We start from the raw sequence: 26,883 nt of genomic DNA, 5'->3' as shown, positions 1-26,883 counted from the left end.
AGTCCGGGCGCAGCGACGACGCGCCCCCGGTCGTCCCGACCGGCGCGGGCCGGTCTGCCGGTGGTGACGGCCCGCGCGACCGCGGGAGCGTACTGATCACCAACGCCGTACCGTACGGCGAGGGTGATCCGGTGGACGTGCTCACCGTGAACGGGGTCATCGCCGAGATCGGCCCGGTCGGGTCGGTACGCGCCTCCGGCGAGGCCACCGACGTGCTGGATGCGGCGGGCGGCGTACTGCTGCCCGGGTTCGTCGATCTGCACACCCACCTGCGCGAACCCGGCCGGGAGGATGCCGAGACGGTGCGCAGCGGCGCGACGGCCGCAGCGCTCGGCGGTTACACCGCGGTGTTCGCGATGGCCAACACCGACCCTGTCGCGGACAACGCGCTGGTCACCGAGCACGTCTGGCGAGCGGGCCGGCAGGTCGGGCTGGTCGACGTCCATCCGGTCGGCGCCGTCACGGTGGGGCTCGAGGGTGCGAAGCTGGCCGAGCTCGGCACGATGGCCGGCTCGGCGGCGGCGGTCCGGGTCTTCTCCGACGACGGGCACTGCGTGGACGATCCGTTGATCATGCGCAGGGCACTGGAGTACTCCACGGCGCTGGACGCGGTGATCGCCCAGCACGCCGAGGAACCCCGGCTGACCGCCGGTGCCCAGGCGCACGAAGGGGAGCGGGCCGCGCGACTGGGGCTGGCGGGTTGGCCGTCCTCCGCGGAGGAGTCGATCGTCGCCAGGGACTGCATTCTGGCCGCGCACGCCGGGGCACGCCTGCACGTCTGCCACGTGTCCACGGAGGGCACCGCCGATGTGTTGCGGTGGGGCAAGCCGCGTCATCCCAGCGGTCCCGCCGCGATCTCGGCCGAGGTCACCCCGCACCACCTGCTCCTCACCGACGAACGGTTGACCGGCTACGATCCGGTGAACAAGGTCAACCCGCCACTGCGCACCTCATCGGATGCCGCCGCGCTCGCCGATGCGCTGGCCGAGGGCGTGATCGACTGCGTGGCCACCGACCACGCACCGCATGCGGTACAGGACAAGGACGCCGAGTGGGCCGCGGCGCGACCGGGCATGCTGGGCCTGCAGACGGCGCTGTCGGTAGTGGTTCGCACGATGCTGCGGCCGGGCCTGCTCGACTGGCGGGGCGTGGCCAGGGTGATGAGCGAGCGACCTGCCGAGATCGCGCGGCTACCGGACCAGGGCAGGCCGATCGAGGTCGGTGAGCCTGCCAACCTGGCGATCGTCGACCAGGATGCGGAGTGGACGGTGCGCGGCGCGGAGCTCGCGAGCATCGCGAGCAACACCCCGTACGAGGGTATGCGGTTGCCTGCCAAGGTACGGGCGACCGTGCTGCGTGGCCGGGTGACGGCACGGGACACGGCGACGAGCCCAACCGAAGGATGAATGGAACGAGACCGATGGAACGGTTCCTGCTGAGCATGCTGATGCTCGCGGTATTCCTGCTGCTCGCGGCAGGTATGTGGTGGGGATGGCGGCGCCAGGCGCGCGAGGACGGTTCGCGGTACGCGCCGTTTCCCGAGGTGCCGGAGCAGCTCGACGCGGACGCCGCGCGCGACTCCGTCACGGGCGTCTACGTCGCCACCACAAGCGCGGGGCACTGGCAGGACAGGATCGTGGCGCGCGGGGTGGGGATGCGCAGCTCGGCAACCCTGCGGAGATACACCGCGGGGGTCGTCGTGGCGCGCACCGGCGCGCCCTCGTTCTTCATCCCGAGCGAGTCCCTCGTCGACGCGCGCACGTCGAAGGGGATGGCGGGCAAGGTCATGGGGGTGGACGGGTTACTGGTGATCACCTGGCGACTGGGTGACGCGCTCGTCGACACAGGCTTCCGTGCCGACGACAAGTCGGTGTACGCGCGCTGGATACACGCACTGCGGGCCGCCGCGCCGGAACGGGCCCCGTGGCTCACGGAGGACACACATCAGCAGCGATCGATCGAAGGGCGTGCGCAGGAGAAGTGAGTAGACAGACTTTCCGGGTGAACGCAGGCGGAGGCACCCCGGCCGCGCTGGTGTTGGAGGACGGGTCGGTGTTTCGCGGCCTCCGGTACGGAGCAGCGGGGCGGGCGTTCGGCGAGGTCGTGTTCTGTACGGGCATGACCGGCTACCAGGAGACCTTGACGGACCCGTCCTACCACAAGCAGATCGTGGTGCAGACGGCACCGCAGATCGGCAACACCGGGTGGAACGACGAGGACGACGAGTCCTCCCGGATCTGGGTGGCGGGTTACGCCGTGCGCGACCCCGCGCGCGTGCCGTCGAACTGGCGCTCGGCCAGGTCCCTGGAGACCGAGCTGGAGCGGCAAGGAGTCGTGGGTATCGCGCAGCTCGATACGCGCACCCTGACCAGGCACATCCGTGAGCACGGGGCGATGCGCGCCGGGGTGTTCTCCGGTACGGAGGTCGGCACGGCCGAGCAGATGCTGGCCAGGGTGACCGAGTCGCCCTCGATGACGGGTGCGGATCTCGCCGGGGAGGTCACCACGGCCGAGCCGTACGTCGTGCGCCCCGACGGCCCGGTGCGCTACCGGGTGGCAGCGGTGGATATGGGTATCAAGAGCAACACCCCGCGGATGATGGCGCAGCGCGGTATCGAGGTGCACGTGCTGCCCGCCACGGCAAGCCTGGACGAGGTGCTCGCCGTGGAACCGCACGGGGTGTTCCTGTCCAACGGCCCCGGCGACCCGGCGACCACGACACACGTGACCGAGCTGACACGCAACGTGCTCCAGCGGCAGGTACCGCTGTTCGGTATCTGCTTCGGCAACCAGATCCTCGGCAGGGCGCTCGGGCTGGGCACCTACAAGATGCGTTACGGGCACCGGGGGATGAACATCCCGGTGATGGACACCGCGACACGCAGGATCGCGATCACGGCGCAGAACCACGGGTTCGCGCTCGAGGGCGAACCCGGTGCGCGGTTCAGCTCACCGTACGGCGCGGCCACGATCAGCCACCACTGTCCCAATGACGGCACGGTGGAGGGCGTGCGCTGCCTGGACGTGCCCGCGTTCTCGGTGCAGTACCACCCGGAGGCGGCCGCGGGCCCGCACGACGCCGCCGTGCTTTTCGACGAGTTCGTGTCCTTGATGGAGGGAGCGTCCTGATGGCGAATGGATTTGGGCGACTCGGGGAGGTCATAGCCTGATGCCGAATGGAACTGGGTCACTCGGGGAGGTCATAGCCTGATGCCGAGAAGGACGGACCTTTCGCACGTTCTGGTGATCGGCTCGGGGCCGATCGTGATCGGGCAGGCTGCCGAGTTCGACTACTCCGGCACGCAGGCATGCCGCGTGCTGCGCGAGGAGGGCCTGCGGGTCAGCCTGGTCAACTCCAACCCCGCCACGATCATGACCGACCCCGAGTTCGCCGACTCGACCTATATCGAGCCGGTGACCCCGGAGTTCCTCGAGCAGGTCATCGCGGCCGAACGGCCGGACGCGCTGCTGGCAACGCTCGGGGGGCAGACCGCGCTCAATGCAGCTGTCGAGCTCGATCGCAGCGGCGTGCTCGACAAGTACGGCGTGGAGCTCATCGGCGCCGACATCGAGGCGATCCAACGCGGGGAGGACCGCCAGAAGTTCAAGGACATCGTGCGCCAGGCCGGGGGAGACGTGCCCCGCAGTGCCGTGTGCTGGACGATGGACGAGGTCCGGGACTGTGTCGCCGAGCTCGGCCTGCCCGTGGTGATCCGCCCGGCGTTCACCATGGGTGGGCGTGGCTCCGGGATGGCACACACCCAGGAGGACCTGGAGCGGATGGCGGCCTACGGGCTGTCCGAGAGCCCGGTGTCCGAGGTGCTCGTCGAGGAGAGCGTGCTCGGCTGGAAGGAGTACGAGCTCGAGCTCATGCGGGACCACCGCGACAACGTGGTGGTGGTGTGCTCCATCGAGAACGTCGACGCCATGGGCGTGCACACGGGCGACTCGGTGACGGTCGCGCCGTCGATGACACTGACCGATCGCGAGTACCAGAACATGCGTGATGTCGGCATCGACGTGCTGCGCGAGGTCGGGGTGGACACCGGAGGCTGCAACATCCAGTTCGCCATCCACCCCGAGACCGGCCGCATGGTCGTCATCGAGATGAACCCGAGGGTGTCGCGCTCCTCGGCACTGGCGTCGAAGGCGACCGGTTTCCCGATCGCCAAGATCGCCGCCAGGCTGGCGATCGGGTACAGCCTGGACGAGATCCCCAACGACATCACCGGTGAGACCCCGGCGAGTTTCGAGCCGACCCTGGACTACGTGGTCGTCAAGGTACCGCGGTTCGCGTTCGAGAAGTTCCCCGGCGCCGACCCGACCCTGACGACGACCATGAAGAGCGTCGGAGAGGCCATGTCGGTCGGCCGCAGCTTCACCGAAGCTCTCGGCAAGGCGCTGCGCTCCACCGAGACCCGCGCGCTCGGGTTCTGGACGCAACCTGATCCGGAGGGGGTCACGCTCGCGGACACCCTCGAAGCGCTGCGTACCCCGCACGACGGGCGGCTCTACACCGTGGAGCGCGCGCTGCGTTGGGGCGCGACGATCGAGCAGGTGTGCGAGGCGAGCTGGATCGACCCGTGGTTCGTCGACCAGATCCAGTCGCTCGTCGAGCTGCGCGAGGAGATCACCGAGGCGCCCGTGCTCGACGAGGCCTTGCTGCTCGGGGCGAAGCGTTTCGGGGTGTCGGACCGCCAGATCGCCGCCCTGCGGCCCGAGCTGGCGGGCGAGGACGGAGTGCGGGCGCTACGGCACAGGCTCGGGGTGCGCCCTGTGTTCAAGACGGTGGATACCTGCGCCGCCGAGTTCGCGGCCCGCACCCCGTATCACTACTCGGCCTACGAGAGCGACCCGGCTGCGGAGTCCGAGGTGATCGCCCAGCACGACAAGCCGAAGGCGTTGATCCTCGGCTCCGGACCCAACCGGATCGGGCAGGGCATCGAGTTCGACTACTCCTGCGTGCACGCCACGCTCGCGCTGCGCGAGGCCGGGTACGAGACGGTGATGATCAACTGCAACCCGGAGACGGTTTCGACCGACTACGACACCTCGGACCGGCTGTACTTCGAGCCGCTGACATTCGAGGACGTGCTCGAGGTGGTACACGCCGAGCAGGAGTCCGGCAATCTCGCCGCGGTGATCGTGCAACTCGGCGGGCAGACGCCGCTGAGCCTGTCCAAGCGGCTCGCCGATGCGGGGGTGCCGGTGGTCGGCACGTCCCCGGACGCGATTCACCTCGCCGAGGAGCGGGGCGCGTTCGGTGAGGTGCTCGGGGCCGCGGGGCTGCCAGCCCCGAAGTACGGGACGGCGACGTCCTTCGAGGGCGCGCAGCGCATCGCCGACGAGGTCGGCTACCCGGTGCTGGTGCGGCCGTCCTACGTACTCGGCGGAAGGGGAATGGAGATCGTCTACGACGCGGCGCACCTCGCCTCGTACATCTCCAGGGCCACCGAGGTCAGCCCCGAGTACCCGGTGCTGGTCGACCGCTTCCTCGACGACGCGATCGAGATCGATGTCGACGCCCTCTACGACGGGGAAGAGCTGTACCTCGGCGGGGTGATGGAGCACATCGAGGAGGCGGGTGTGCACTCCGGCGACTCCTCCTGCGCGCTGCCACCGATCACGCTCGGCCGCGCGGACCTGGAGCGTGTGCGCGCATCGACCGAGGCGATAGCGAAGGGCGTCGGCGTACGCGGGTTGCTGAACGTGCAGTACGCCCTCGCCGGGGATGTGTTGTACGTGCTGGAAGCCAACCCCAGGGCGTCCCGGACGGCCCCGTTCGTGTCGAAGGCCACGGGTGTCCCGCTCGCCAAGGCCGCCGCGCTGATCATGACCGGTTCCTCGGTCGCGGATCTGCGTGCCTCCGGGGTGCTCCGCGCGTGGGGGGACGGTGGCACGCTGCCTGCGGACGCCCCGATCGCGGTCAAGGAGGCCGTGCTGCCGTTCCACCGGTTCCGCACCCCGGAAGGCCTCGGCGTCGACTCGCTCCTCGGCCCGGAGATGAAGTCCACGGGCGAGGTGATGGGCGTGGACGCGGCTTTCGGAATGGCCTTCGCCAAGTCGCAGGTCGCCGCGTACGGGCCACTGCCGACGTCCGGCACGGTGTTCGTCTCGGTGGCCAACCGGGACAAGCGGGCGCTGATCTTCCCGGTCAAGCGGCTCGCCGACCTGGGCTTCGAGGTGCTCGCGACGTCAGGGACCGCGGAGGTGCTGCGCCGTAACGGGGTGCCTTGCACGGTGGTGCGAAAGTACTCGACCCCGGAGGGCGAGCACGTGGCAGGTGCCGCGGACGGCTCGGGGGAGGACGCCCCGAACATCGTGGAGATCATCCTCGACGGCGGCGTGGATATGATCATCAACACGCCGTACGGCAACAGCGGGCCGCGTATCGACGGCTACGAGATCCGTACCGCAGCGGTGTCCAGGGACGTGCCGTGCATCACCACCGTGCAGGGCGCGGGCGCTGCCGTGCACGGCATCGAGGCGTCGATCCGGGGTGACATCGGGGTGCAGTCCCTGCAGCGGCTCCAGGCCGCGATGGCTGCGTCGGCAGAGTCGGCGGCGGCAGCAGCGGGGGTAACCGCGCCTGCCGCGAGAGGGCGGCAGGAGTGAGGTTCGGCGCGCGGCTGGCGGATGCCGTGCGCCGGAGGGGCCCCCTCTGCGTCGGCATCGACCCGCATCCCGAGCTGCTCGCCGCGTGGGGCCTACCCGCCGACGTCACGGGGTTGGACCGGTTCACGGCCACCTGCGTCGAGGCGTTCGGCGACCAGGTCGCGGTGGTCAAACCGCAGTCGGCGTTCTTCGAGGCCTACGGCGCGCAGGGCGTCGCGGTGCTGGAGCGCGTGATGGACGGGTGCGCGCGGCGCGGTGCGCTCGTCGTGCTGGACGCCAAGCGGGGCGATATCGGCTCCACGATGGCCGCTTACGCGCGCGCGTACCTCGCGGACGGCTCGCCGCTCGCGGTCGATGCGGTGACGCTGTCCCCCTACCTGGGCTTCGGGGCGTTGCAGCCCGCGCTCGAGCTGGCCGCGAGTACCGGACGCGGGGTGTTCGTGCTTGCCCGCACCTCCAACAAGGAGGGGGGCGATGTGCAGGCGGCCCTGGTCGGTGGGCGTAGCGTAGCGCAGCTGGTCGTCGACGCCGCTGCCGGGCACAACGCGGGCGCGCAGCCGTACGGCGATGTCGGGGTGGTGGTCGGGGCGACCCACACCGGCACCGACCTCGACCTGAGCGAGCTCAACGGCCCGGTCCTGGCGCCGGGACTCGGTGCGCAGGGAGCGACCGCGCAGCAGCTGCGCGGCGCGTTCGGCGCCGGCCTGCACGGGGTCGTTCCCGTATCGGCCAGGGACGTCCTCGCCTATGGACCCGATCCGGGTGCGCTGCGTGACCGGATTGCTACGGTGCAGCACGGCCTGGGCGGGATCGGTACCCCGTGACACCCCGTTCCGGCGTCGCTGTGAGAGGCTTTTGAGGCCGCACAGAGGAAAATCCTGGCGAATAGGCGGACCCGCATTGTGATGACGCGGCAAGGATGGGTACCGTCTCGACGACGAACCGAACAGATGCGTATCGGAGGAAATCGTGGCACTTCCCCAGCTGACCGAGGAACAGCGTGCTGCTGCGCTGGAGAAGGCTGCTGCCGCTCGCCGCGCACGCGCTGAGCTGAAAGAGCGGCTGAAGCGCGGCGGCACCACTCTCGCCGATGTGCTCAAGCAGGCCGACGAGGACGAGACACTGGGCAAGATGAAGGTCTCGGCGCTGCTCGAGTCGCTTCCCGGCGTGGGCAAAGTTCGTGCGCAGCAGACCATGGAGAAGCTGGATATCGCACCCAGCCGTCGGCTGCGTGGCCTCGGTGAGCGACAGCGGAAGGCGCTCCTCGCCGAGTTCAGCGACGAGTGATAGCGGCAGACAAGGCCGGTGGTGAGCCGGGGCCGGGCGAGGCAGCCCGGGCCCGGCTCACGGTCGTATCCGGGCCCTCTGGGGTCGGCAAGTCCAGTGTGCTCGCCGAGCTGCGCAGGCTCGAGCCCGACGTCTTCTTCAGCGTGTCGGTGACCACGCGACCGCCGAGGGAGGGCGAGGTCGACGGGTATCACTACCACTTCGTCGACCGCCCCGCCTTCGAGGCGATGATCGAGGAGGGAGCGTTCCTCGAGCACGCCGAGTTCGCAGGCAACTGCTACGGCACACCACGGCAGCCCGTTGAGGAGGCACTCGACGCGGGCAGGCCGGCGGTGCTGGAGATCGAGATCCAGGGTGCGAGGCAGGTACGCGCCGCGATGCCGGACGCCCGGCTGGTGATGCTGGTGCCACCGAGCTGGGAGGATCTCGTCGGCCGCCTCACCGGAAGGGGCACCGAGGCGACGGACGCGCTGCGCAGCAGGTTGACCGTCGCAGCCGAGGAGCTGTCCGCGGCCGAGGAGTTCGATTCCTGCGTTGTCAACACCGATGTGCGCAGCGCGGCCGAGGAGTTGCTAACCTTGGTGTCCGGCAGGGCCGTGAGCTGAACCGGCGCGCGCCGGCGATCCCACCCCACCCAGCACAGCATCGACCCCAGTTACAGGAGCATCGCGAGTGAGCACCACGCTTGGTCATCAAGGTGACAGGCTCGAGGGCATCACCAACCCGCCGATCGACGACCTGCTGGAGCGGGTCAGCTCGAAGTACGCGCTGGCGATCTTCGCCGCGAAGCGTGCCAGGCAGATCAACGACTACTACGCCCAGCTCGGTGAGGGCCTGCTCGAGTACGTCGGCCCGCTGGTCGACCCGGGTACGCGGGAGAAGCCGCTCTCGATCGCGCTCCGGGAGATCCACTCCGGCCTGCTCGAGCACGCAGAGGGCGAGTGACCCGGCCGCTCCGGGCACGGTCGACGGCACCCGCACGGGTGCTCGTGAGGTCAGCAACCGCGGACACCGGGCTACGCGGGCACGCGAGCCGGTGTCGGCGTCCGCCGGCAACGGGGCAGTGGACGATCCGGTGAACAACGACGAGACGGCAAGGGCACCCCGTGTGGTGCTCGGCGTAGGCGCAGGTATCGCCGCGTACAAGGCGTGCGAGGTGGTTCGCGGGCTGGCCGAGTCCGGGCACGATGTACGGGTGGTTCCCACCCGCTCGGCGCTGGAGTTCGTCGGCGCGGCGACCTTCGAGGCGCTGTCCGGCAACCCGGTGCACAGCGAGGTGTTCTCGAACGTGCCCGAGGTCGAGCACGTGCGCATCGGGCAGGAGGCCGATCTGGTCGTCGTCGCGCCTGCGACCGCCGACCTGCTGGCGAAGGCGGCACACGGGCAGGCAGACGACCTGCTGACCAATGCCCTGCTGACGGCGCGCTGCCCGGTGGCCTTCTTCCCGGCGATGCACACCGAGATGTGGGAGCACGCCGCCACGCAGTCCAACGTCGCGACGTTGCGGAGCCGGGGTGCCGTGGTACCCGATCCCGACTCGGGCAGGCTCACCGGCGTGGACTCGGGCAAGGGCCGGATGGCCGACCCCGCGGAGATCACCGATCTCGCGCGGCTGCTCATCGATGAGCCGCGGGCGTTGCCACGGGACCTGGAAGGGGTGCACGTGGTCGTCTCCGCAGGCGGCACCCGCGAGCCGCTGGACCCGGTGCGTTACCTGGGTAACCGCTCCTCCGGCAGGCAGGGTTACGCGCTGGCCAGGGTGGCGGCGGCCCGCGGCGCCCGGGTGACGTTGATCTCGGCGCACACCACGTCGTTGCCGGCGCCTGCCGGCGTCACGGTCGTGAACGTCTCGACGGCGGCCGAGTTGCGCGCGGCGGTGCACGAGGCCGCTCCCTCGGCCGAGGTGGTCGTGATGGCGGCGGCCGTTGCCGACTTCCGGCCTGCGGCCCTGCTCGAACACAAGATCAAGAAGACCGAGGACGCACCCGATCCCGTCGTGCTGGACCGCAACGCCGACGTTCTGGCCGAGCTCGTCGAGAACCGGCGTGGCGACCAGGTCATCGTCGGGTTCGCTGCCGAGACCGGGGACCGGGGTAGCGACGTGCTGCAGTACGGCAGGACGAAGCTGCGCCGCAAGGGCAGTGACCTCCTGGTGGTCAACGCGGTCGGGGACGGGCGGGCCTTCGAGGTCGAGGAGAACTCGGGGTGGCTGCTGGCAGCCGACGGGGCGGAGACCGCGATACCGTTCGGTTCGAAGTCGCAGCTCGCTGCGGCACTGTGGGACTCCGTCAGCGAGCTGGTCGGCAGGACGCACGCGTAGACCGGCACCGTCCGGCCGGCCGCACGATCGGCCTCCGTCGACTACGCTGGGTCGCAGAGCCTGTTGCGGCGAGCGCTCGGCTGTCGAGTGGCGCACCGCCCGAGAAGATCGCGGGCAACCGGCTCGGCGTACAGCGGCCCGTCGAGACGAGGCAGGTAGCCGTGAGTGAGTCCATCCGGAGGCTGTTCACCTCGGAGTCGGTGACCGAGGGGCATCCCGACAAGATCTGCGATGCGATCAGCGACACCATCCTGGACGCGATGCTCGCCGCGGACCCGGACAGCAGGGTGGCTGTGGAGACCGTGGTGACCACCGGGCAGGTACACATCGTGGGGGAAGTGTCGACGCGAGCGTACGTGGACATTCCCGCACTCGTGCGCGAGGTCGTCAACAACATCGGCTACGACTCGTCGAGCAAGGGCTTCGACGGTGACTCGTGCGGGGTCAACATCGCCATCGGGGCCCAGTCCCCGGACATCGCGCAGGGTGTGGAGACCTCCTACGAGATCCGGTCGAACGGCGCGGAGACCTCCGCGGAGCGCCGGACCAGGCAAGGTGCCGGCGACCAGGGGTTGATGTTCGGTTACGCGTGTACCGACACTCCGGAGCTGATGCCGATGCCCATCGCACTCGCGCACCGGCTGTCCCGCCGCCTGGCAGCGGTGCGCAGGGACGGCACGTTGCCGTACCTGCGGCCGGACGGCAAGACACAGGTCACCATCGAGTACGAGGGGGACCGGCCGGTGCGTCTGGACACCGTGGTCGTGTCCACCCAGCACGCAGCGGGGGCCGACCTGGAGCATCTGGTCACGCCGCAGGTGACCGAGCGGGTGGTCAAACCGGTGATCGCCGATCTCGGGATGGACAGCGGGGACGCCCGGCTGCTGATCAATCCCACGGGACGGTTCGTGCTCGGCGGGCCGATGGCCGACGCCGGACTGACGGGCCGCAAGATCATCGTCGACACCTACGGAGGCATGGCGCGGCACGGGGGCGGCGCGTTCTCCGGCAAGGATCCTTCGAAAGTGGACCGCTCCGGCAGCTACGCGGTGCGGTGGGTCGCCAAGAACGTGGTCGCCGCGGGGTTGGCCGCGCGAGCGGAGATACAGGTGGCGTACGCGATCGGCAAGGCCGAGCCGGTCGGGCTGTTCGTCGAGACCTTCGGTACCGAGACGGTCGATCCGCGTGCGATCCAGCGCGCCATCCCCGAGGTGTTCGACCTGCGTCCCGGATCGATGGTCGAGGCGCTCGACCTGCTGCGCCCGATCTACGCGAGCACCGCAGCCTACGGTCACTTCGGACGGCCCGATCTGGACCTTCCCTGGGAGCGGACGGATCGCGTCGAGGACCTGCGGCGCGCGGCTTCCGGCTGACAATGCGGGGCGAGCCGAAGGCCTCCTCAGGCGCATATGTGGTACCCGAGGAGTCCCTCGGCTCGCCCCGCGCGTCCAGATGCCGGGGATCGAGGTGCGTGCTCGTTCTGGTAGGGAGATCAATCATGGGCACATCGAGTGGCGTGCGGAAGGGGCAGCGGCGACCGGCCGGGACCGCGCCGGTCGCGCGCGTCTACGTCGACGTGCCGCTGGCACACCTCGATCGAACCTTCGACTACCTCGTACCGCACACGCTGGAAGACAGTGCCCGACCTGGTTGCCGGGTGCGCGTTCGCTTCGCAGGCCAGCTGGTGGACGGCTACGTGGCCGAGCGCGCGGACAGCAGCGAGCACACCGGCCGCCTGGCCTACTTGGAACGGGTGGTCTCCGACGAGCCGGTTCTGACACCGGAGCTTGCCCGGCTCGCCCGCGCGGTGGCCGACCGTTACGCGGGAACGATGGCCGACGTACTGCGTCTGGCGATCCCGCCGCGCCACGCGCGCGTCGAGCGGGAGACGCCGCCGGAGCCGGCCGAGCCGCCCGCCGCGCCGAGCACGGAGGGATGGCGACGCTACACGCACGGTAGCGCGCTGGTGGCCGCGCTGGCAGCGGGCAAGCGCGCGCACGCCGTCTGGCAGGCGCTCCCCGGGGAGGACTGGCCCGCGCGCCTCGCCGAACTGGCCGGCAGCACAGCGGCCACCGGCCGGTCCACCCTCATCGTCGTTCCCGATCACCGTGACCTCGCGAGGGTGCGAGAACGGTGTGCGGACCTTGCCGGTCCGGCGGCCGTCGTGGCACTGTCCGCCGACCTCGGCCCCGCGGAGCGCTACCGCCGGTGGTTGCGTGTGCGCAGGGGACACGCTCGCATCGTGGTCGGCACGCGCGCCGCGATGTTCGCGCCGGTCAGCGAGCCAGGTGCCTTCGTCGTCTGGGACGACGGGGACGACCTGCACGCGGAACGCCGTGCACCGTACCCGCACGTACGGGACGTGCTGATCCAGCGGGCACACGCCAGCGGAGCGGGCATGGTCGTGGCAGGGTTCGCGCGCACGGCCGAGGCCCAGTTGCTCGTGGAGTCCGAGTGGGCGCGGCCGGTGCTCGCGTCGCGCGAGCGGGTACGCGCGAGTGCGCCCCGCACGATCGGTTCCGGGGACGAGTTCGAGCTGGCACGCGACCCCGCGGCAGGAGCGGCCCGCCTGCCCGCGACGGCCTTCGACGCGGCCAGGACGGCTCTGGCGTCCGGCACACCCGTGCTTGTCCAGGTGCCGCGCTCCGGGTACGTGCCCGCGCTCGCGTGCGCGCGCTGCCGCCACCCCGCGCGCTGCAGGAGCTGCGCAGGCCCGCTGGCGGTGCCCGGCGGTACCGCCGAGACGGCCCCCACGTCCGCACACTGCCGGTGGTGCGGTGCGATCGAGTCCAACTTCTCGTGCCCGACCTGCGGTCCGTCCGGGATGCGCGCGGTGGTCGTCGGTGCACGGCGGACGGCAGAGGAGCTGGGCCGGGCGTTTCCCGGCAAGCCCGTTCGCACGTCCGGCGGCTCCGAAGTGCTCGACGTCGTACCCGGCGAACCGGCCGTCGTGGTCTGCACGCCGGGTGCCGAGCCGGTCGCGCACGGCGGTTACGGCGCCGCGTTGCTGCTGGACGGCTGGGCACTGCTGAGCCGCCAGGACCTGCGCGCGGGTGAGGAGACCGTGCGGCGGTGGATGTCCGCGGCGGCGTTGGTGCGTTCCGCGGGCGACGGCGGCCGGGTGGTTGTCGGCGCCGACGCCGCGCTCGCCCAGGTGCAGGCGATGGTGCGGTGGGATCCCGCATGGTACGCCGAGCGTGAGCTCGCCGAGCGTGCCGAGCTGGGTTTCCCCCCTGCCGTGCGGATGGCGAGCGTGCAGGCGCGCGCCGACGTGCTGGCCGATCTGCTGCTGGAGCTACCGCTGCCCGACGCGGCCGAGGTGCTCGGCCCCGTGCCGGTCACACCCGAGCGCGCAGGGGAGGACGCGGAGATCGAGCGGGCACTGATCCGCGTGCCGCGCGACGAGGGCAGGGCACTGGCAGGCTCGCTCTCGGCGGCGCAGGCGCGCCGGAGCGCCCGCAAGGCGCGGGAGGCGGTGCGCATTCAGCTCGATCCGCTCGAGCTCGTGTAGTCGCAACGTTCGGCTCGGTGCCCGCTGCGGCACCCACGGTGCCCAGTAGACTCGACGCACTATGCGCTTGGTTTTCGCAGGAACCCCGGATACCGCGGTGCCCTCGCTGCGTGCGTTGATCGACTCGTCGCGCCACGAGGTCGTCGCCGTAACCACACGGCCGGACGCGCCTGCCGGGCGTGGCAGGCACCTGGTGCGGTCCCCCGTGGGCAGGGTCGCCGACGAGTACGGAATCGAGGTGCTGACGCCGGCACGGGCCGGTGACCCGGACTACCTGGCCCGGCTCGCCGAGCTGGCACCCGAAGCGTGCCCGGTTGTCGCCTACGGTGGGCTGCTGCCGCAGGCTGCGCTGGACGTACCCACACACGGGTGGATCAACCTGCACTTCTCGCTGCTCCCGGCCTGGCGTGGTGCCGCACCGGTACAGGCGGCGATCCGCGCGGGCGACGAGATCACCGGGGCATCGACGTTCCGCGTGGTGCCCGAGCTCGACGCGGGCCCCGTCTACGGCGTGGTCACCGAGACCGTGCGCTCCGACGACACCGCCGGTGCGTTGCTCGAGCGCCTCTCCTACTCGGGCGCGGACCTGCTTCTGTCGACTCTGGACGGTATCGCCGCGGGGACCGTGCATGCGGTACCGCAGTCCGAGGAAGGGCGCAGCTACGCGGAGAAGATCACCCCGCAGGATGCCAGGGTGCGCTTCGGCGAGCCTGCCATCAACGTGGACCGGCACGTGCGGGCGGTCACACCCGACCCGGGGGCATGGGCGGAGTTCCGCGGCAAGCGCATCAAGCTGTCCCCCGTGCGGCCGCTGGACGCCGGCAGCGCCGAGGCGGCGAACGCAGGCGACCTCGAGCCCGGCGAGCTGCACGTCGAACGGGACCGGGTGCTGGTGGGTTCGGCGACGGTCCCGCTGCTGCTCGGTGACGTGCAGGTGCAGGGCAAGAAGCGCATGACGGCAGGCGAATGGGCACGCGGAAGCAAGATCGAGCGCGGGGAGAAACTGGAATGAGCACCGACAAGCGCAAGTCCCCCCGCCCGGCGAACAGCCGCCCCGCGCAGCGCAAGCAGGGGCCGCGCAGGCCGCCCGAGGTGGACGCGGCGCGGCAGGCGGCGTTCGACACGCTGCGCGCGGTACGGAGCAAGGACGCCTACGCGAACCTGGTGCTGCCCGAGATGCTGCGGGAACGTCGCGTGACCGGGCGGGACGCGGCGCTGGCCACGGAGCTCGCCTACGGTACGGCACGCCTGTCCGGCATGCTCGACGAGATCGTCGCGGCGTGTTCGGACCGTCCGCCCTCGGCGATGGACGGCGACGTCCTCGACGCGCTCCGGATCGGTACCTACCAGCTGTTGCGGACGCGGATCCCGCCGCACGCCGCCGTGACCTCGACCGTGGACCTCGCCAGGCTGGCAGCGGGCTCGCATGTCGCGGGGTTCGTCAACGCCGTGCTGCGGCGTGTGTCGGCCGCGGGGGAGCCGGAGTGGGTCGAGCAGCTCGCACCGGCCCGCGACACCGACCCGATCGGCCACCTCGGGATGCGCACCGCGCATCCCGGCTGGATCGTCCGGGCATTCGCGGAGGCGCTCGGCGACACCGGCACGGAGCTGGAGGCCGCCCTCGAGGCGAACAACGTGCGGCCGGACGTACACCTGGCCGCGCGGCCGGGTGCGATCAGCGCCGAGGAGCTCGCCGCGATCACCGGAAGCGAGGTAGCGCCGTACTCGCCCTACGGCGTCCGGTTGGAGCCGGGCGGCGGTGACCCCGCAGAATCCGGCCCGATCAGCGAAGGCCTCGCCGCCGTCCAGGACGAGGGCAGCCAGCTGTGCGCACGTGCCGCGGCCGAGTACCCGCTGGACGGTACGGACGCGCGCTGGCTGGACCTGTGTGCGGGACCGGGCGGTAAGGCACGGGTGCTCGGGGCGCTCGCCGCACTGTCCGGGGCCGAGCTGGACGCGGTGGAGCCTGCCGAGCACCGTGCGCGGATGGTCCGGGACGCCGTGCTGGACCTGCCGGTGACGGTACACGTCACCGACGGGCGCGAGAGCGGTCTGCGGCCCGGCTACGACCGGGTGCTCGTGGACGCCCCGTGCACCGGGCTCGGTGCGCTACGCAGGCGCCCTGAGGCGCGGTGGCGCCGGGTGCCAGGGGATGTCGCCGGGTTGACCAGGCTGCAGACCGAGCTGCTGAGCTCGGCGATAGACCTGGTCCGCCCCGGCGGCGTGGTGTGTTACGTGGTGTGCTCGCCACACCTCGCCGAGACCGAAGGTGTGGTCGCCGACCTGCTCCGCAAGGCCGACGCGCACCGCGTCGACGCGCGGCCGCTCTTCGAGGGCGTTCCCGGCCTCGGAGACGGCCCGGACGTGCAGCTGTGGCCGCACCGGCACGGGACCGACGCGATGTACTGTGCGCTCCTCCAGAAGTCGTAAGCGACTCGGTAGACTGCACGGAGTGTTACCCCGTCCCGGAAGGCACCGGCCGACGTCCGGGCGTGTGAGAGAAGTGGAACCCAGCGTGACGAACAGGCCGATGATCGCCCCAAGCATCCTGTCCGCGGACTTCGCCCGGCTCGGCGAGGAGATCGAGGTCGTCTCCGGCACAGGGGACGCGCGGGCCGACTGGGTACACGTGGACGTCATGGACGGGCACTTCGTACCCAACCTCACCATCGGGCTGCCCGTTGTGGAGTCGTTGTCCCGGGTGTCGCGGGTGCCGCTGGACTGCCACCTGATGATCGACGACCCGGACAGATGGGCGCCGGACTACGCCGAACGCGGAGCGTACAACGTCACGGTGCACGCCGAGGCCGCGCACGACCCGGTGATGCTGGCCAAGAACCTGCGTGCCGCGGGCGCGCAGGCCGGCCTGTCCGTCAAGCCCGGCACGAGCCTCGAGGACCATCTGGAGGTGCTCAAGCACTACGACACCTTGCTTGTCATGTCGGTGGAGCCCGGTTTCGGCGGGCAGTCGTTCATCCCGGAGGTCCTCGACAAGGTCCGGCTGGCGCGCAGGCTCGTCGACACCGGCCACTTGCGGCTGCTCGTGGAGATCGACGGTGGGATCAACGACGACACGATCGAGCAGGCTGCCGAGGCCGGGGTGGACTGCTTCGTGGCAGGCTCGGCCGTGTACGGCGCCGAGGACCCAGGGGTGGCGATCGAGCGGTTGCGCCGGCGCGTGAACCGTTGCGGCGCACACCCATGACCCCAGCCGGACGCGTATGCCTGTCCCAGGCGATGCGGTGGTCCGCGCACGACCCGACTTTGAACAGCGGCCCCGAAGTGGGAGCCTGGACAGCACGAGGAGGCAGGCAGTGTTCACCGGCATTGTCGAGGAGATCGGTGAGGTCGTCGGCATCGAGCAAGTGCCGAACGCCGCGCGGCTGACCGTGTCGGGGCCGCTGGTGACGACCGACGTACGGCACGGCGACTCGGTCTCGGTCAACGGCGTGTGCCTCACCGTGGTGGACGTGGCCGGGTCGCAGTTCACCGTGGACGTCGTGCACGAGACTCTGGAGCGGAGCAGCCTGGCCAAGGTACACATGGGCGACCGGGTCAACCTCGAGCGCGCCACCGCCGCAGGCGACCGTTTCGGGGGACACATCGTGCAGGGGCATGTCGACGGGGTGGGCACCTACCTGTCCCGTGACCCCTCCGGCCTCACCCGCTTCTCCCTGCCGAAGCAGCTGAACAGATACGTGGTCGAGAAGGGGTCGATCGCCGTGGACGGGGTGTCGTTGACGGTGACCGACATCACCGACGACCAGTTCTCCGTCGCGTTGATCCCGACCACGCTCGAGATGACCGGGCTCGGCACCAAGTCACCGTCCGACCCGGTCAATATCGAGGTCGACGTGGTCGCCAAGTACGTTGAGAAGCTGGTGCGACCGCATCGTGACGATGCTGACTCCACCGACCCGTACGGCTCCGTCTCCGAGCACAATGGCGGTGAGCCGGAAGCCGAGGAGAGCGCATGACCAACATCGAGCGGGCGGTCGCCGACATCGCCGCCGGTAAGCCAGTCGTCGTCGTGGACGACGAGGACAGGGAGAACGAGGGCGACCTGATCTTCGCGGCGGAGATGGCCACGCCCGAGCTCGTCGCGTTCATGGTGCGCTACACGTCGGGCTACATCTGCGTCTCGCTGACCGAGTACGACGCGGACAGGCTCAACCTGCCACCGATGTTCCACACCAACCAGGACGCGCGCGGTACGGCCTACACCGTGACGGTGGATGCCAAGGAAGGCATCGGCACCGGTATCTCCGCGTCCGACCGGGCCCGCACGATCAAACTCCTGTCCGACCGTTCGGCGACCGCGGAGGACTTCAACCGGCCCGGCCATGTCGTCCCGCTGCGGGCCAAGGAGGGCGGGGTGCTGCGCAGGCCGGGGCATACGGAGGCCTCGGTGGACCTTGCCCGGATGGCGGGGTTGCGGCCTGCCGGTGTGCTCTGCGAGATCGTCTCGCAGAAGGACGAGGGCGACATGGCTCGCTACGACGAGTTGCACGTCTTCGCCGAGGAACACGAGCTCTGCCTCATCACCATCGCCGACCTGATCGCCTACCGTAAGCGCACGGAGAAGCAGGTGGAGCGAGTCGCCGAGGCGCGGGTGCCCGTCCGTGCGGGTACGTTCCGCGCGATCGGCTACGACAGCCTGCTGGACGGCATCGAGCACATCGCGTTCGTCTACGGTGATATCGGGGACGGTGAGGACGTCCTGGTACGCGCCCACTCGGAGTGCCTGACCGGTGACGTGTTCGGGTCCCTGCGCTGCGACTGCGGGCCGCAGCTCGACGCAGCGCTCACCGCGGTGGCCGAGGAGGGGCGCGGCGTCGTGCTCTACATTCGCGGGCACGAAGGCAGGGGCATCGGGCTGCTGCACAAGTTGCAGGCCTACCAGCTGCAGGACGACAACGGCCAGGACACCGTCGACGCGAACCTCGCGCTCGGGGTTCCCGCCGACGCGCGGGACTACGGCACGGGCGCGCAGATCCTGGTGGATCTCGGGATCAAGTCGATGCGGCTGCTGACGAACAACCCCGCCAAGCGGGTCGGGCTGGAAGGCTACGGGCTCCGGGTCACAGGCAGGGTCCCGCTGCCGGCGTCGCCCAACGCGGAGAACTACGGGTACCTGCAGACCAAACGGGACAGGATGGGCCACGAGCTGACCAATCTGGAGCATTTCGACGAGGTGGGTGCCGCGGTGGACGGGACACGGCCCGCACGAGCCGCCAACCCCCAGATCGGTAACGAGGACGGTGGTGTGCGCACATGAGCGGCCAGGGCAGGCCCGGTACCTCCGTTGACCTGACAGGGTGCGAGAACCTGCGGGTGGCGGTAGTCGCGACGCGCTGGCACGAGCGCATCACGGGCAGCCTGCTCGAGCGCTCCCACGCGGCGTGCGCGGCCGCCGAGCTGGAGGAGGAACCGACCGTCGTGCGCGTCGCCGGTGCGATGGAGCTGCCCGTCGTCGCGCAGTCACTGGCCAAGCACCACGACGCGGTCGTGGCACTGGGGGTGGTGATCCGCGGCGGCACCCCGCACTTCGAGTACGTCTGTGACTCGGTGACGGCCGGGTTGACGAGGGTGGCCCTCGACGAGTCCACGCCGGTCGGCCATGGCGTACTCACCTGCGACACCGAACAGCAGGCCCTGGACCGCGCCGGGCTCGCGGACTCGGTGGAGGACAAGGGGTTCGAGGCCACCGTTGCCGCGCTGGACACCGCGCACGTCCTGCGCGGGCTGCGCCAGCCGTGGACCGAGCGCGGGTTCGTCTAGCGGCCACCGGCACCGATGTCGAACGGATGAGGATGTCGTGACGCGTAGTGAGGGTGACGCCCAGATGGTCCAGTTCCGCCCCCGCCGGGTGATCTGGATGACGGTGCCGTGCGCGATCGCGCTCGTCGTCGTGTTCACGGTTGTCGGCGTGCTGCTGCGCGACTCGGACACCGGCGCGAACTTCTACCTCGCCGACCAGATCGCCATGGTCGTGATCGGCGTGATACTCGCCGGGCTGACGCTGCTCTGGGCGCTTCCGCGGGTGCGTGCCGACGCCGGGGGCATCGAGGTACGCAACGTCCTGACGAAACGCAGGTTCGCGTGGAGCGAGGTGCTGTCGGTGAGTTTCCCGGACGGAGCCTCGTGGGCACGCCTGGAGCTTCCGGACGACGAGTACCACGCCGTGATGGCCGTGCAGGCCGTCGACCGCCAGCACGCTGTCGACGCGGTCCGCGCGTTACGCAGGTTGCACAAGCAGGCGGGGGAGTCCGGGTAACGAGCAGGGGACCGGCTCGAGCGGCGGCACCTACAGGGACAGGTCCACCACGACGGGTGCGTGGTCGGAAGCGCCCTTGCCCTTGCGCTCCTCGCGGTCGACGTAGGCATCGGTGACCGCGCCTGCCAGCTGCGCGTTGCCGTACGCCAGGTCGATACGCATCCCCTTGTTCTTGGGAAAGGCCAGTCCGCGGTAGTCCCAGTAGGTGAACGGCTGGTCGTACTTCAGCGGGCGCGGCACGATGTCTCGCAGCCCGGCGTCCTGGAGCACGCCCAACGCCTTGCGTTCCGACTCGGTGATGTGCGTGGTCTGCGCGAACTCGGCGAGGTCCCAGACATCGTGATCGGCAGGCGCGATATTGAAGTCCCCGAGCACCCCGAACGGTACGGACGCAGCCAGCTCGGCGGCCGCGGTCGCGTGCAGCGCCTCCAACCAGCGCAGCTTGTAGGCGAAGTGCGGGTGTTCGACGTCGCGGCCGTTGGGCACGTAGACCGACCACAGCCGGAGATCGCCACAGGTCGCCCCGATCGCACGCGGCTCGACCGTCTCGTCCGAGCCGTCGTCCGCGGCGTAGCCGGGCTCGTCGCGCAGGCCGCGGGTGACATCGGACAGGCCGACGCGGGAGACGATCGCGACGCCGTTCCAGCGGCCGGTGCCGTGCGCGGCGACCTCGTAGCCCAGCTCGGCGACCTCGTCGGTGGGGAAGCTGTCCGCTGCGCACTTCAGCTCCTGCAGGCACAGCACGTCCGGTGCGGCCGACCGCAGCCAGCTCACCAGGCGAGGCAGCCGCGCACCGACGGAGTTGACGTTCCAGGTGGCGATGCGCATGCGATGGGACCCCTTTCGTTCATCCGGTCGCCGCGAGGCGTGCTCCGGGAGCTGTGCCGGTGCGGCAACCAGGCTAGCCGACGCGCTCGGCCGACGGGGAACAACCGTACGGCTATCCCCACCGGATCCGGACGGTCTCGGGCCACCGCAGGAGCAGCTCCTCGCTGCCTGCGACGTCGAGCTCGCGCAACGGCAGCCGGTTCCACAGCGCTAGGTAGACGTCGGAAGCGGTTCCGGAGACCACGGTGTCGGCCGGTCCTGACGAGCGTTCGACGGTGACGGGTCCGCGTCCGACGTGCAGCAACCAGCGCGCGCCGGTGTCGGTGGTGCGTACGGACATCGATGTCGGGGGGTCGCTGTGCAGCCCCGTGCGGGCACGCGGAACGAACCCGCCGAGCAGCTCGTCGATGCCGTCGGTTGCCACGTGCGGCTCGACCCGCCCGACCCCACCGGCCGCCGATTCGACGTCCACCCGGTGCACTGTGGTCTCGTGTGCCTGGCGCCGCGCCCAGAACGCCAGCGGTGTCGGGGCGGTCAGGAACGCCCAGCACCGCAGGTCCTCCGGTGCGTTCCGCAGTGCCTTCAGCAGGTCCGCGTGCCCACGGCGGAACCAGCCGACCAGCTCCCCGTCGGTGGGCAGGTGCGCGGAGATGCCCTCGGCCCGCTCCAGGTGCAGTGGTTCGCGGCGCGACTCCGCGACGACCGTGCCGGCCCAGCGGTGCACGCCGCCGATGTGCAGCAGAAGGTCCCGTACGCGCCAGCCGGGGCAGGTGGGTACCTCCACGCCGGCTCCGAGGCGTTCTGCGGTGTGTGCCAGGCTGTGCCCTTCCGACTCCAGCGTGGCGATCAGCCCGGAAACGTCCATGCCCCGGAGTTTGCCAGCAGGTACCGACAATCGTGCCCGCCTCGCCCGGCCGGCTCGCCGAACTGACTCGCCCGGCTGATTCGCCGGGCTGATTCACTGGGCTGATTCGCCGGGCTGATTTACTGGGCGCCACGGCGCGTCCGTCCGCTACGCGGGCGCGGACGGCGTCGAGATAGTCTGGCGGCGTGGCCGATCCGTCCACCTACCGACCAGCACCGCGAGACATCCCCGATGCGCCAGGGGTGTACCGGTTCCGCGACACGCGCGGTCGCGTCATCTATGTCGGCAAGGCGAAGAGCTTGCGCAGCAGGCTCGGCTCGTACTTCGCCGATCTGGCCGGCCTGCATCCGCGTACGCGCCAGATGGTGACCACTGCGGCCGGCGTCGACTGGACGGTGGTGAACACCGAGGTCGAGGCGCTGCAGCTGGAGTACACCTGGATCAAGGAGTTCGACCCCCGGTTCAACGTGCGTTACCGGGACGACAAGTCCTACCCGGTGCTGGCCGTGACCATGAACGAGGAGTTCCCCCGGCCACACGTCTACCGGGGTCCGCGCAAGAAGGGTGTGCGTTACTTCGGGCCGTACACGCACGCGTGGGCGATCAGGGAGACGCTGGACCTCCTGTTGCGTGTCTTTCCCGCCCGCACGTGCTCGAACACCGTCTTCCGCAGGCACACCCAGATCGGCAGGCCCTGCCTGCTCGGCTACATCGACAAGTGTTCGGCGCCCTGCGTCGGCCGGATCGGCGCCGAGGACCACCGCACGATCGTGCGGGACCTGTGCGACTTCCTCGGCGGCAACACCGACAGCATGGTGCGCTCGCTCGAGCGGCAGATGGCGCAGGCCTCCGAGGAGCTGGACTTCGAGCGGGCGGCGCGGTTGCGCGACGACGTCGCCGCGCTGCGCAAGGCGATGGAGAAGCAAGCCGTGGTGCTCGGCGACGGCACCGACGCAGACGTGGTCGCCTTCGCGCACGACGAGCTGCAAGCGGCTGTACAGGTCTTCCACGTGCGTGGCGGCCGGGTACGCGGCCAGCGCGGCTGGGTCGTCGACGTGGACGAGGACCCCTCCGCCGGGCAACACGGAGAGGACACGCAGGAACGGGTGCAGGCGGGACTGGTGGAGCAGTTCCTTACCCAGTTCTACGGTCAGCAGGCCGAGCTGGCCGCCGACGCCGACGACAGTGGCCCGCCGGTACCGAAACAGGTCCTCGTCCCCGTGCTTCCGGAGGATTCCGATGCGTTGACCGCGTGGCTGAGCGAGCTACGCGGCTCGAGGGTCCACGTCCGGGTGCCGCAGCGCGGGGACAAGCGAACGCTCGCGCAGACGGTCCAGCGCAACGCCGCCGAGGCGCTTGCGCAGCACAAGCTGCGCAGGGCGGGGGATCTCACCGCACGCTCGGCGGCGCTGTCCGAGCTGCAGGAGCATCTGGGACTGGATACCGCTCCGCTGCGCATCGAGTGCGTGGACATCTCGCATCACCAGGGCAGTGACGTGGTCGCGTCGCTCGTGGTGTTCGAGGACGGAGCGCCGCGCAAGTCGGAGTACAAGCGGTTCGAGATCAAGGAGGCCGCGCGGCACGGTGACGTCGCCTCGATCGCCGAGGTCGTGCGACGCCGGTTCGCGCGCTACACGGCTGACGCCGCGCAGGCTGCGAGCGACCCCGACGGGGAGAAGGAGTCCGGCAAACCGGGCAAGTTCGCGTACCCGCCGAACCTGCTCGTGGTCGACGGCGCCGGTCCGCAGGCCACGGCAGCGGCCGACGCCCTCGCCGACCTCGGAGTCACGGATGTGGCCGTTGTCGGCCTCGCCAAACGGCTCGAGGAGGTATGGCCACCCGCCGAACCCGATCCGGTGATCCTGCCGCGCTCGTCGGAGTCGTTGTACCTGTTGCAGCGGGTGCGCGACGAGGCGCACCGGTTCGCCGTGCGGTACCACCGCACGAAACAATCGCGCAGGGTCGCTGCTTCGGAGCTGGACGGCGTACCGGGTCTGGGGCAGACGAGGAAGGCCGCACTGATCAAGCACTTCGGCTCGGTCAAGAAGCTCAAACAGGCCGGTGTGGACGAGATCGCCGCGGTGCGCGGGGTCGGTCGCCACACGGCACGGACCGTGTACACCGCGTTGCACGGTGAGGCAGGAGACGATGTGGCGAACGGCTCCGGTGCCGATACGGCGCACCGGGCGGGCGCCTCCCATTCGGACCCTGGAACGGACGGCACAGCGAACGGACAGGATCGACGTGAGCGATGAGTAGTAACAGCGGACCGGCGCCCTCCGGCGACGCCGGCGGCCCGACGGGAATGGATGTCGCGGTCGTGACCGGGCTGTCCGGCGCGGGCCGCAGCACGGCAGCCAAGTGCCTGGAGGACCTCGGGTGGTTCGTGGTGGACAACCTGCCACCCGAGCTGATCGTCACGATGGTCGAGCTCGGCGCCCAGGCGCGCGGTGCGATCACCAAGATCGCCGTTGTCATGGACGTGCGCTCGCGCGCGTTCACCGACGACCTGTCCTCGGTGATCAAGGAGCTCGACGGGACCGGGTACAAGCCGCGCGTGCTGTTCCTGGAGGCCGCCGACTCGGTCCTGGTACGCCGGTTCGAGGAGGTGCGCCGCGGCCATCCCATGCAAGGTGACGGCAGGCTCGCGGACGGTATCACCGCTGAGCGTTCGCTGCTCGAGCCGCTGCGCGACGAAGCCGACCTCGTGGTCGACACCTCCGCGCTCTCGGTGCACGAGCTACGCGCGAAGATCGAGGACGCGTTCGGCTCGGAGTCCAGCATGCGTACCCGGGTCACGGTGCTGTCGTTCGGCTACAAGTACGGTCTGCCGATGGACGCCGACCTGGTGATGGACGTGCGTTTCCTGCCGAACCCCTTCTGGATCCCCGAGCTGCGCGAGCTCAGTGGCGTCGACGGGGAGGTGCGCAACTACGTACTGAGCCAGGAGGGCGCCGAGGACTTCCTCGACCAGTATCAACAGCTGCTCAGGCTCGTCGGGGCAGGATACCGCAGGGAAGGCAAGCGGTACCTCACCCTGGCTGTGGGATGCACCGGTGGTAAGCATCGCAGTGTCGCGCTGTCCGAGGAGCTCGCGCGCCGCATGTCCGCCGAGGACGGCACGACCGTGAAGGTCGTACACCGGGATCTGGGACGCGAGTGAGGCGGTGGTATGCCGGACGAACGCCCCCTCCGCGCCGTCGCGCTCGGCGGCGGCCACGGCCTGCACACCACGCTGACCGCGTTGCGCCGGATCACCAGCGATGTCACCGCGGTGGTCACGGTGGCAGACGACGGCGGCTCGTCCGGGCGGCTCCGCCGCGAGCTCGGTGTGCTGCCGCCGGGTGACCTGCGGCAGGCGTTGTCCGCGCTCGCCTCGGCCGAGGACGGTGATCCACTGTGGCCGCGCGTGTTCCAGAGCCGATTCGGTGGGACAGGGGCGTTGGCCGGGCACGCCGTCGGCAATCTCCTGCTGGCGGGGCTCTTCGAGGTGACAGGGGACCCCGTGGCCGCGCTGGACGAAGCGTGCCGGCTGCACGGGATCTCCGGTCGTGTACTCCCGATGTCGGCAGAGCCGTTGTGTATCGAAGCACAGGTCTCCGGTCTGAACGGGGACGATGAACTTCACACGATCCGGGGGCAGGTGGCGGTTGCCAGCACGCCGGGAAAGGTGCGGCGGATCAGCCTGACCAGCGAGCGGCGGCCCGGACAGGAGCCGCATGCCTGCGATGATGCCGTACAGGCTGTGCTCGACGCGGACGTCGTCCTGCTCGGACCGGGGTCGTGGTTCACGAGCGTTCTGGTGCACCTCCTGTTGCCCGAGCTGCGGCGGGCCCTGGTATACAGCCAGGCGGTCAAGGTGGTGATCTTGAATCTCGTCCCTCAGCCGGGCGAGACCGCGGGGTTCTCGCCGGAACAGCATCTGGACGTACTCTGCGACCATGCCCCTGAGCTGACGATTGACGCTGTTATCGCTGATCGCGCGTCGGTCCCCACCCCTGACCGGCTGTACCGTGCGGCCGCGGAGATCGGCGCGCAGGCACAGCTCACGGACGTAGCCGCCCCCGACCAGCCGGGGCGGCACGCTCCGGATGCGTTGGCCACGAGTGTGCGAAAGGCTCTCGGGATACCCGAGGTCGGAATGGAGGGGTCATGGCGATGACCGCGGCGGTGAAGGACGAGCTCAGCCGTCTGCAACTGAGCAAGGTCGGGCCACGCCGGGCCGAGGTCGCGTCCATGTTGCGTTTCGCAGGGGGACTGCACATCGTCTCGGGCAAGGTGGTCGTGGAGGCCGAGCTCGACACGGGTTCGGTCGCCCGCAAGCTCCGCAAGGAGATCTACGATCTGTACGGCTACCAGTCGGACGTGCACGTGATCAGCTCGAGCGGGTTGCGCAAGAGCACCCGCTACGTGGTTCGGGTGGTCGCCGACGGTGAGGGACTCGCGCGGCAGACCGGCCTGATCGATCAGCGTGGGCGGCCGGTACGTGGACTGCCCGCCACGGTGGTGTCGGGGGCGCTGTCGGAGGCCGAGGCAGCATGGCGGGGTGCGTTCCTCGCGCACGGCTCGCTGACCGAGCCGGGCCGTTCCTCGGCGCTGGAGGTCACCTGCCCCGGACCGGAGGCGGCACTGGCACTGGTCGGTGCCGCGCGCAGGCTCGGTATCACCGCGAAGTCCCGCGAGGTCCGGGGTGCGGACCGGGTCGTTGTGCGGGACGGCGACGCCATCGGCGCGTTGCTGACCAGGCTCGGTGCGCACACGAGCGTGCTGTCCTGGGAAGAGCACCGGATGCGCAGGGAGGTGCGGGCGACGGCGAACCGGCTGGCCAACTTCGACGACGCGAACCTGCGCCGATCCGCCCGGGCCGCGGTGGCCGCGGCGGCGCGTGTGGAACGCGCGATGGACATCCTCGGCGAGTCCGCGCCGGAGCACCTGAGCAGGGCGGGCCAGCTCCGCCTGTCCAACAGGCAGGCCTCGCTCGAGGAACTGGGGCAGCGGTCCGACCCGCCGATGACCAAGGACGCCATCGCAGGCCGCATCCGCAGGCTGCTGGCTATGGCCGACAAGCGCGCCAAGGAGCTCGGCATCCCGGACACCGAATCCGCCGTCACCGACGATCTCCTCGAAGAGGAGAATGCTGAATGACGCTTTCAGTCCACGAGACGGCCTGAATGCGTCAT

The 26,883-nt window shown here is 70.3% G+C and carries 24 protein-coding genes; 22 read left to right on the top strand and 2 right to left on the bottom strand.

Annotation, left to right across the window (positions count from 1 at the left end; all coding sequences use genetic code 11):
• Positions 1–92: 92 nt before the first annotated feature.
• The 18 genes from CHB84_RS09205 (at position 93) to CHB84_RS09120 (ending at position 20,010) form a co-directional block, all read left to right on the top strand.
• Entirely contained in the window at positions 93–1,406 is a 1,314-nt protein-coding gene (locus CHB84_RS09205) for a dihydroorotase (RefSeq protein ID WP_089301241.1), read from the top strand.
• Positions 1,407–1,420: 14 nt separating this feature from the next.
• On the top strand, positions 1,421–1,984 hold the full coding sequence (locus CHB84_RS09200; RefSeq protein WP_089301121.1) for a PH-like domain-containing protein: 564 nt from the start codon (positions 1,421–1,423) through the stop codon (positions 1,982–1,984).
• Between the two features lie 17 nt (positions 1,985–2,001).
• On the top strand, positions 2,002–3,129 hold the full coding sequence (carA, locus tag CHB84_RS09195) for a glutamine-hydrolyzing carbamoyl-phosphate synthase small subunit (protein ID WP_245818640.1): 1,128 nt from the start codon (positions 2,002–2,004) through the stop codon (positions 3,127–3,129).
• Positions 3,130–3,210: 81 nt separating this feature from the next.
• Entirely contained in the window at positions 3,211–6,615 is a 3,405-nt protein-coding gene (carB, locus tag CHB84_RS09190; RefSeq protein WP_089301120.1) for a carbamoyl-phosphate synthase large subunit, read from the top strand.
• Positions 6,612–7,439, top strand: coding sequence for an orotidine-5'-phosphate decarboxylase (pyrF, locus tag CHB84_RS09185; protein ID WP_089301119.1), 828 nt, complete (start codon positions 6,612–6,614; stop codon positions 7,437–7,439). Before carB ends, pyrF begins: the two co-directional genes overlap by 4 nt.
• A 145-nt stretch (positions 7,440–7,584) precedes the next feature.
• On the top strand, positions 7,585–7,902 hold the full coding sequence (mihF, locus tag CHB84_RS09180) for an integration host factor, actinobacterial type (RefSeq protein ID WP_089301118.1): 318 nt from the start codon (positions 7,585–7,587) through the stop codon (positions 7,900–7,902).
• The gene (gene gmk, locus CHB84_RS09175; RefSeq protein WP_089301117.1) at positions 7,899–8,507 is read left to right on the top strand and encodes a guanylate kinase; all 609 of its coding nucleotides are present in this window, start codon (positions 7,899–7,901) and stop codon (positions 8,505–8,507) included. Before mihF ends, gmk begins: the two co-directional genes overlap by 4 nt.
• Positions 8,508–8,574: 67 nt before the next feature.
• The gene (gene rpoZ / locus CHB84_RS09170) at positions 8,575–8,847 is read left to right on the top strand and encodes a DNA-directed RNA polymerase subunit omega (RefSeq protein ID WP_089301116.1); all 273 of its coding nucleotides are present in this window, start codon (positions 8,575–8,577) and stop codon (positions 8,845–8,847) included.
• A 166-nt stretch (positions 8,848–9,013) separates the two neighbouring features.
• On the top strand, positions 9,014–10,222 hold the full coding sequence (gene coaBC, locus CHB84_RS09165) for a bifunctional phosphopantothenoylcysteine decarboxylase/phosphopantothenate--cysteine ligase CoaBC (RefSeq protein ID WP_089301239.1): 1,209 nt from the start codon (positions 9,014–9,016) through the stop codon (positions 10,220–10,222).
• 161 nt (positions 10,223–10,383) lie between these two features.
• Positions 10,384–11,595 carry a methionine adenosyltransferase gene (gene metK, locus CHB84_RS09160; RefSeq protein ID WP_089301237.1) on the top strand — a complete coding sequence of 404 codons (1,212 nt, stop codon included), beginning with the start codon at positions 10,384–10,386 and terminating at the stop codon, positions 11,593–11,595.
• Between the two features lie 125 nt (positions 11,596–11,720).
• The gene (locus CHB84_RS09155; protein WP_176439880.1) at positions 11,721–13,733 is read left to right on the top strand and encodes a primosomal protein N'; all 2,013 of its coding nucleotides are present in this window, start codon (positions 11,721–11,723) and stop codon (positions 13,731–13,733) included.
• Positions 13,734–13,794: 61 nt separating this feature from the next.
• Positions 13,795–14,745, top strand: a complete 951-nt coding sequence (gene fmt / locus CHB84_RS09150) for a methionyl-tRNA formyltransferase (RefSeq protein ID WP_089301115.1) — start codon at positions 13,795–13,797, stop codon at positions 14,743–14,745.
• Positions 14,742–16,163, top strand: coding sequence for an RsmB/NOP family class I SAM-dependent RNA methyltransferase (locus CHB84_RS09145; protein ID WP_089301114.1), 1,422 nt, complete (start codon positions 14,742–14,744; stop codon positions 16,161–16,163). Before fmt ends, CHB84_RS09145 begins: the two co-directional genes overlap by 4 nt.
• 100 nt (positions 16,164–16,263) lie before the next feature.
• Positions 16,264–16,938, top strand: coding sequence for a ribulose-phosphate 3-epimerase (gene rpe / locus CHB84_RS09140; RefSeq protein WP_089301113.1), 675 nt, complete (start codon positions 16,264–16,266; stop codon positions 16,936–16,938).
• Between the two features lie 109 nt (positions 16,939–17,047).
• On the top strand, positions 17,048–17,710 hold the full coding sequence (locus tag CHB84_RS09135; RefSeq protein WP_089301112.1) for a riboflavin synthase: 663 nt from the start codon (positions 17,048–17,050) through the stop codon (positions 17,708–17,710).
• Positions 17,707–19,011: a bifunctional 3,4-dihydroxy-2-butanone-4-phosphate synthase/GTP cyclohydrolase II gene (locus tag CHB84_RS09130; RefSeq protein WP_089301111.1), complete on the top strand. Its 1,305-nt coding sequence runs from the start codon at positions 17,707–17,709 to the stop codon at positions 19,009–19,011. The genes CHB84_RS09135 and CHB84_RS09130 overlap by 4 nt, the downstream gene beginning before the upstream one ends.
• Complete coding sequence (gene ribH, locus CHB84_RS09125) at positions 19,008–19,514, top strand: 6,7-dimethyl-8-ribityllumazine synthase (protein ID WP_089301110.1); 507 nt, start codon at positions 19,008–19,010, stop codon at positions 19,512–19,514. Before CHB84_RS09130 ends, ribH begins: the two co-directional genes overlap by 4 nt.
• Positions 19,515–19,578: 64 nt before the next feature.
• Complete coding sequence (locus CHB84_RS09120; protein WP_089301109.1) at positions 19,579–20,010, top strand: PH domain-containing protein; 432 nt, start codon at positions 19,579–19,581, stop codon at positions 20,008–20,010.
• A gap of 30 nt (positions 20,011–20,040) precedes the next feature.
• Here the strand turns inward: CHB84_RS09120 and CHB84_RS09115 are convergent, their stop codons facing one another.
• Together CHB84_RS09115 and CHB84_RS09110 are read right to left on the bottom strand one after the other, a co-directional pair.
• Positions 20,041–20,838: an exodeoxyribonuclease III gene (locus CHB84_RS09115; RefSeq protein WP_089301108.1), complete on the bottom strand. Its 798-nt coding sequence runs from the start codon at positions 20,836–20,838 to the stop codon at positions 20,041–20,043.
• Positions 20,839–20,950: 112 nt separating this feature from the next.
• Entirely contained in the window at positions 20,951–21,703 is a 753-nt protein-coding gene (locus CHB84_RS09110; protein ID WP_089301107.1) for a maleylpyruvate isomerase family mycothiol-dependent enzyme, read from the bottom strand.
• 185 nt (positions 21,704–21,888) lie between these two features.
• On the opposite strand from CHB84_RS09110, the gene uvrC reads away from it, so the two are divergent.
• Genes uvrC through whiA form a run of 4 tightly spaced genes read left to right on the top strand, consistent with a single transcriptional unit; the run spans position 21,889 to position 26,848 of the window.
• Positions 21,889–23,958 carry an excinuclease ABC subunit UvrC gene (uvrC, locus tag CHB84_RS09105; RefSeq protein WP_089301106.1) on the top strand — a complete coding sequence of 690 codons (2,070 nt, stop codon included), beginning with the start codon at positions 21,889–21,891 and terminating at the stop codon, positions 23,956–23,958.
• A gap of 50 nt (positions 23,959–24,008) precedes the next feature.
• Positions 24,009–24,866, top strand: coding sequence for an RNase adapter RapZ (gene rapZ, locus CHB84_RS09100; RefSeq protein WP_089301236.1), 858 nt, complete (start codon positions 24,009–24,011; stop codon positions 24,864–24,866).
• A gap of 9 nt (positions 24,867–24,875) precedes the next feature.
• Entirely contained in the window at positions 24,876–25,865 is a 990-nt protein-coding gene (locus tag CHB84_RS09095) for a gluconeogenesis factor YvcK family protein (RefSeq protein ID WP_089301105.1), read from the top strand.
• Positions 25,856–26,848 (top strand): DNA-binding protein WhiA, encoded by a 993-nt coding sequence (gene whiA, locus CHB84_RS09090; RefSeq protein WP_089301104.1) that lies wholly within the window; start codon positions 25,856–25,858, stop codon positions 26,846–26,848. Before CHB84_RS09095 ends, whiA begins: the two co-directional genes overlap by 10 nt.
• Positions 26,849–26,883: the final 35 nt, after the last annotated feature.

This window comes from Haloechinothrix alba (genome assembly GCF_900188115.1).
Classification (GTDB): Bacteria; Actinomycetota; Actinomycetes; order Mycobacteriales; family Pseudonocardiaceae; genus Haloechinothrix; species Haloechinothrix alba.
Note: the sequence above shows the minus strand (reverse complement) of the source record. Positions and strands in the feature narration are given on the sequence as shown.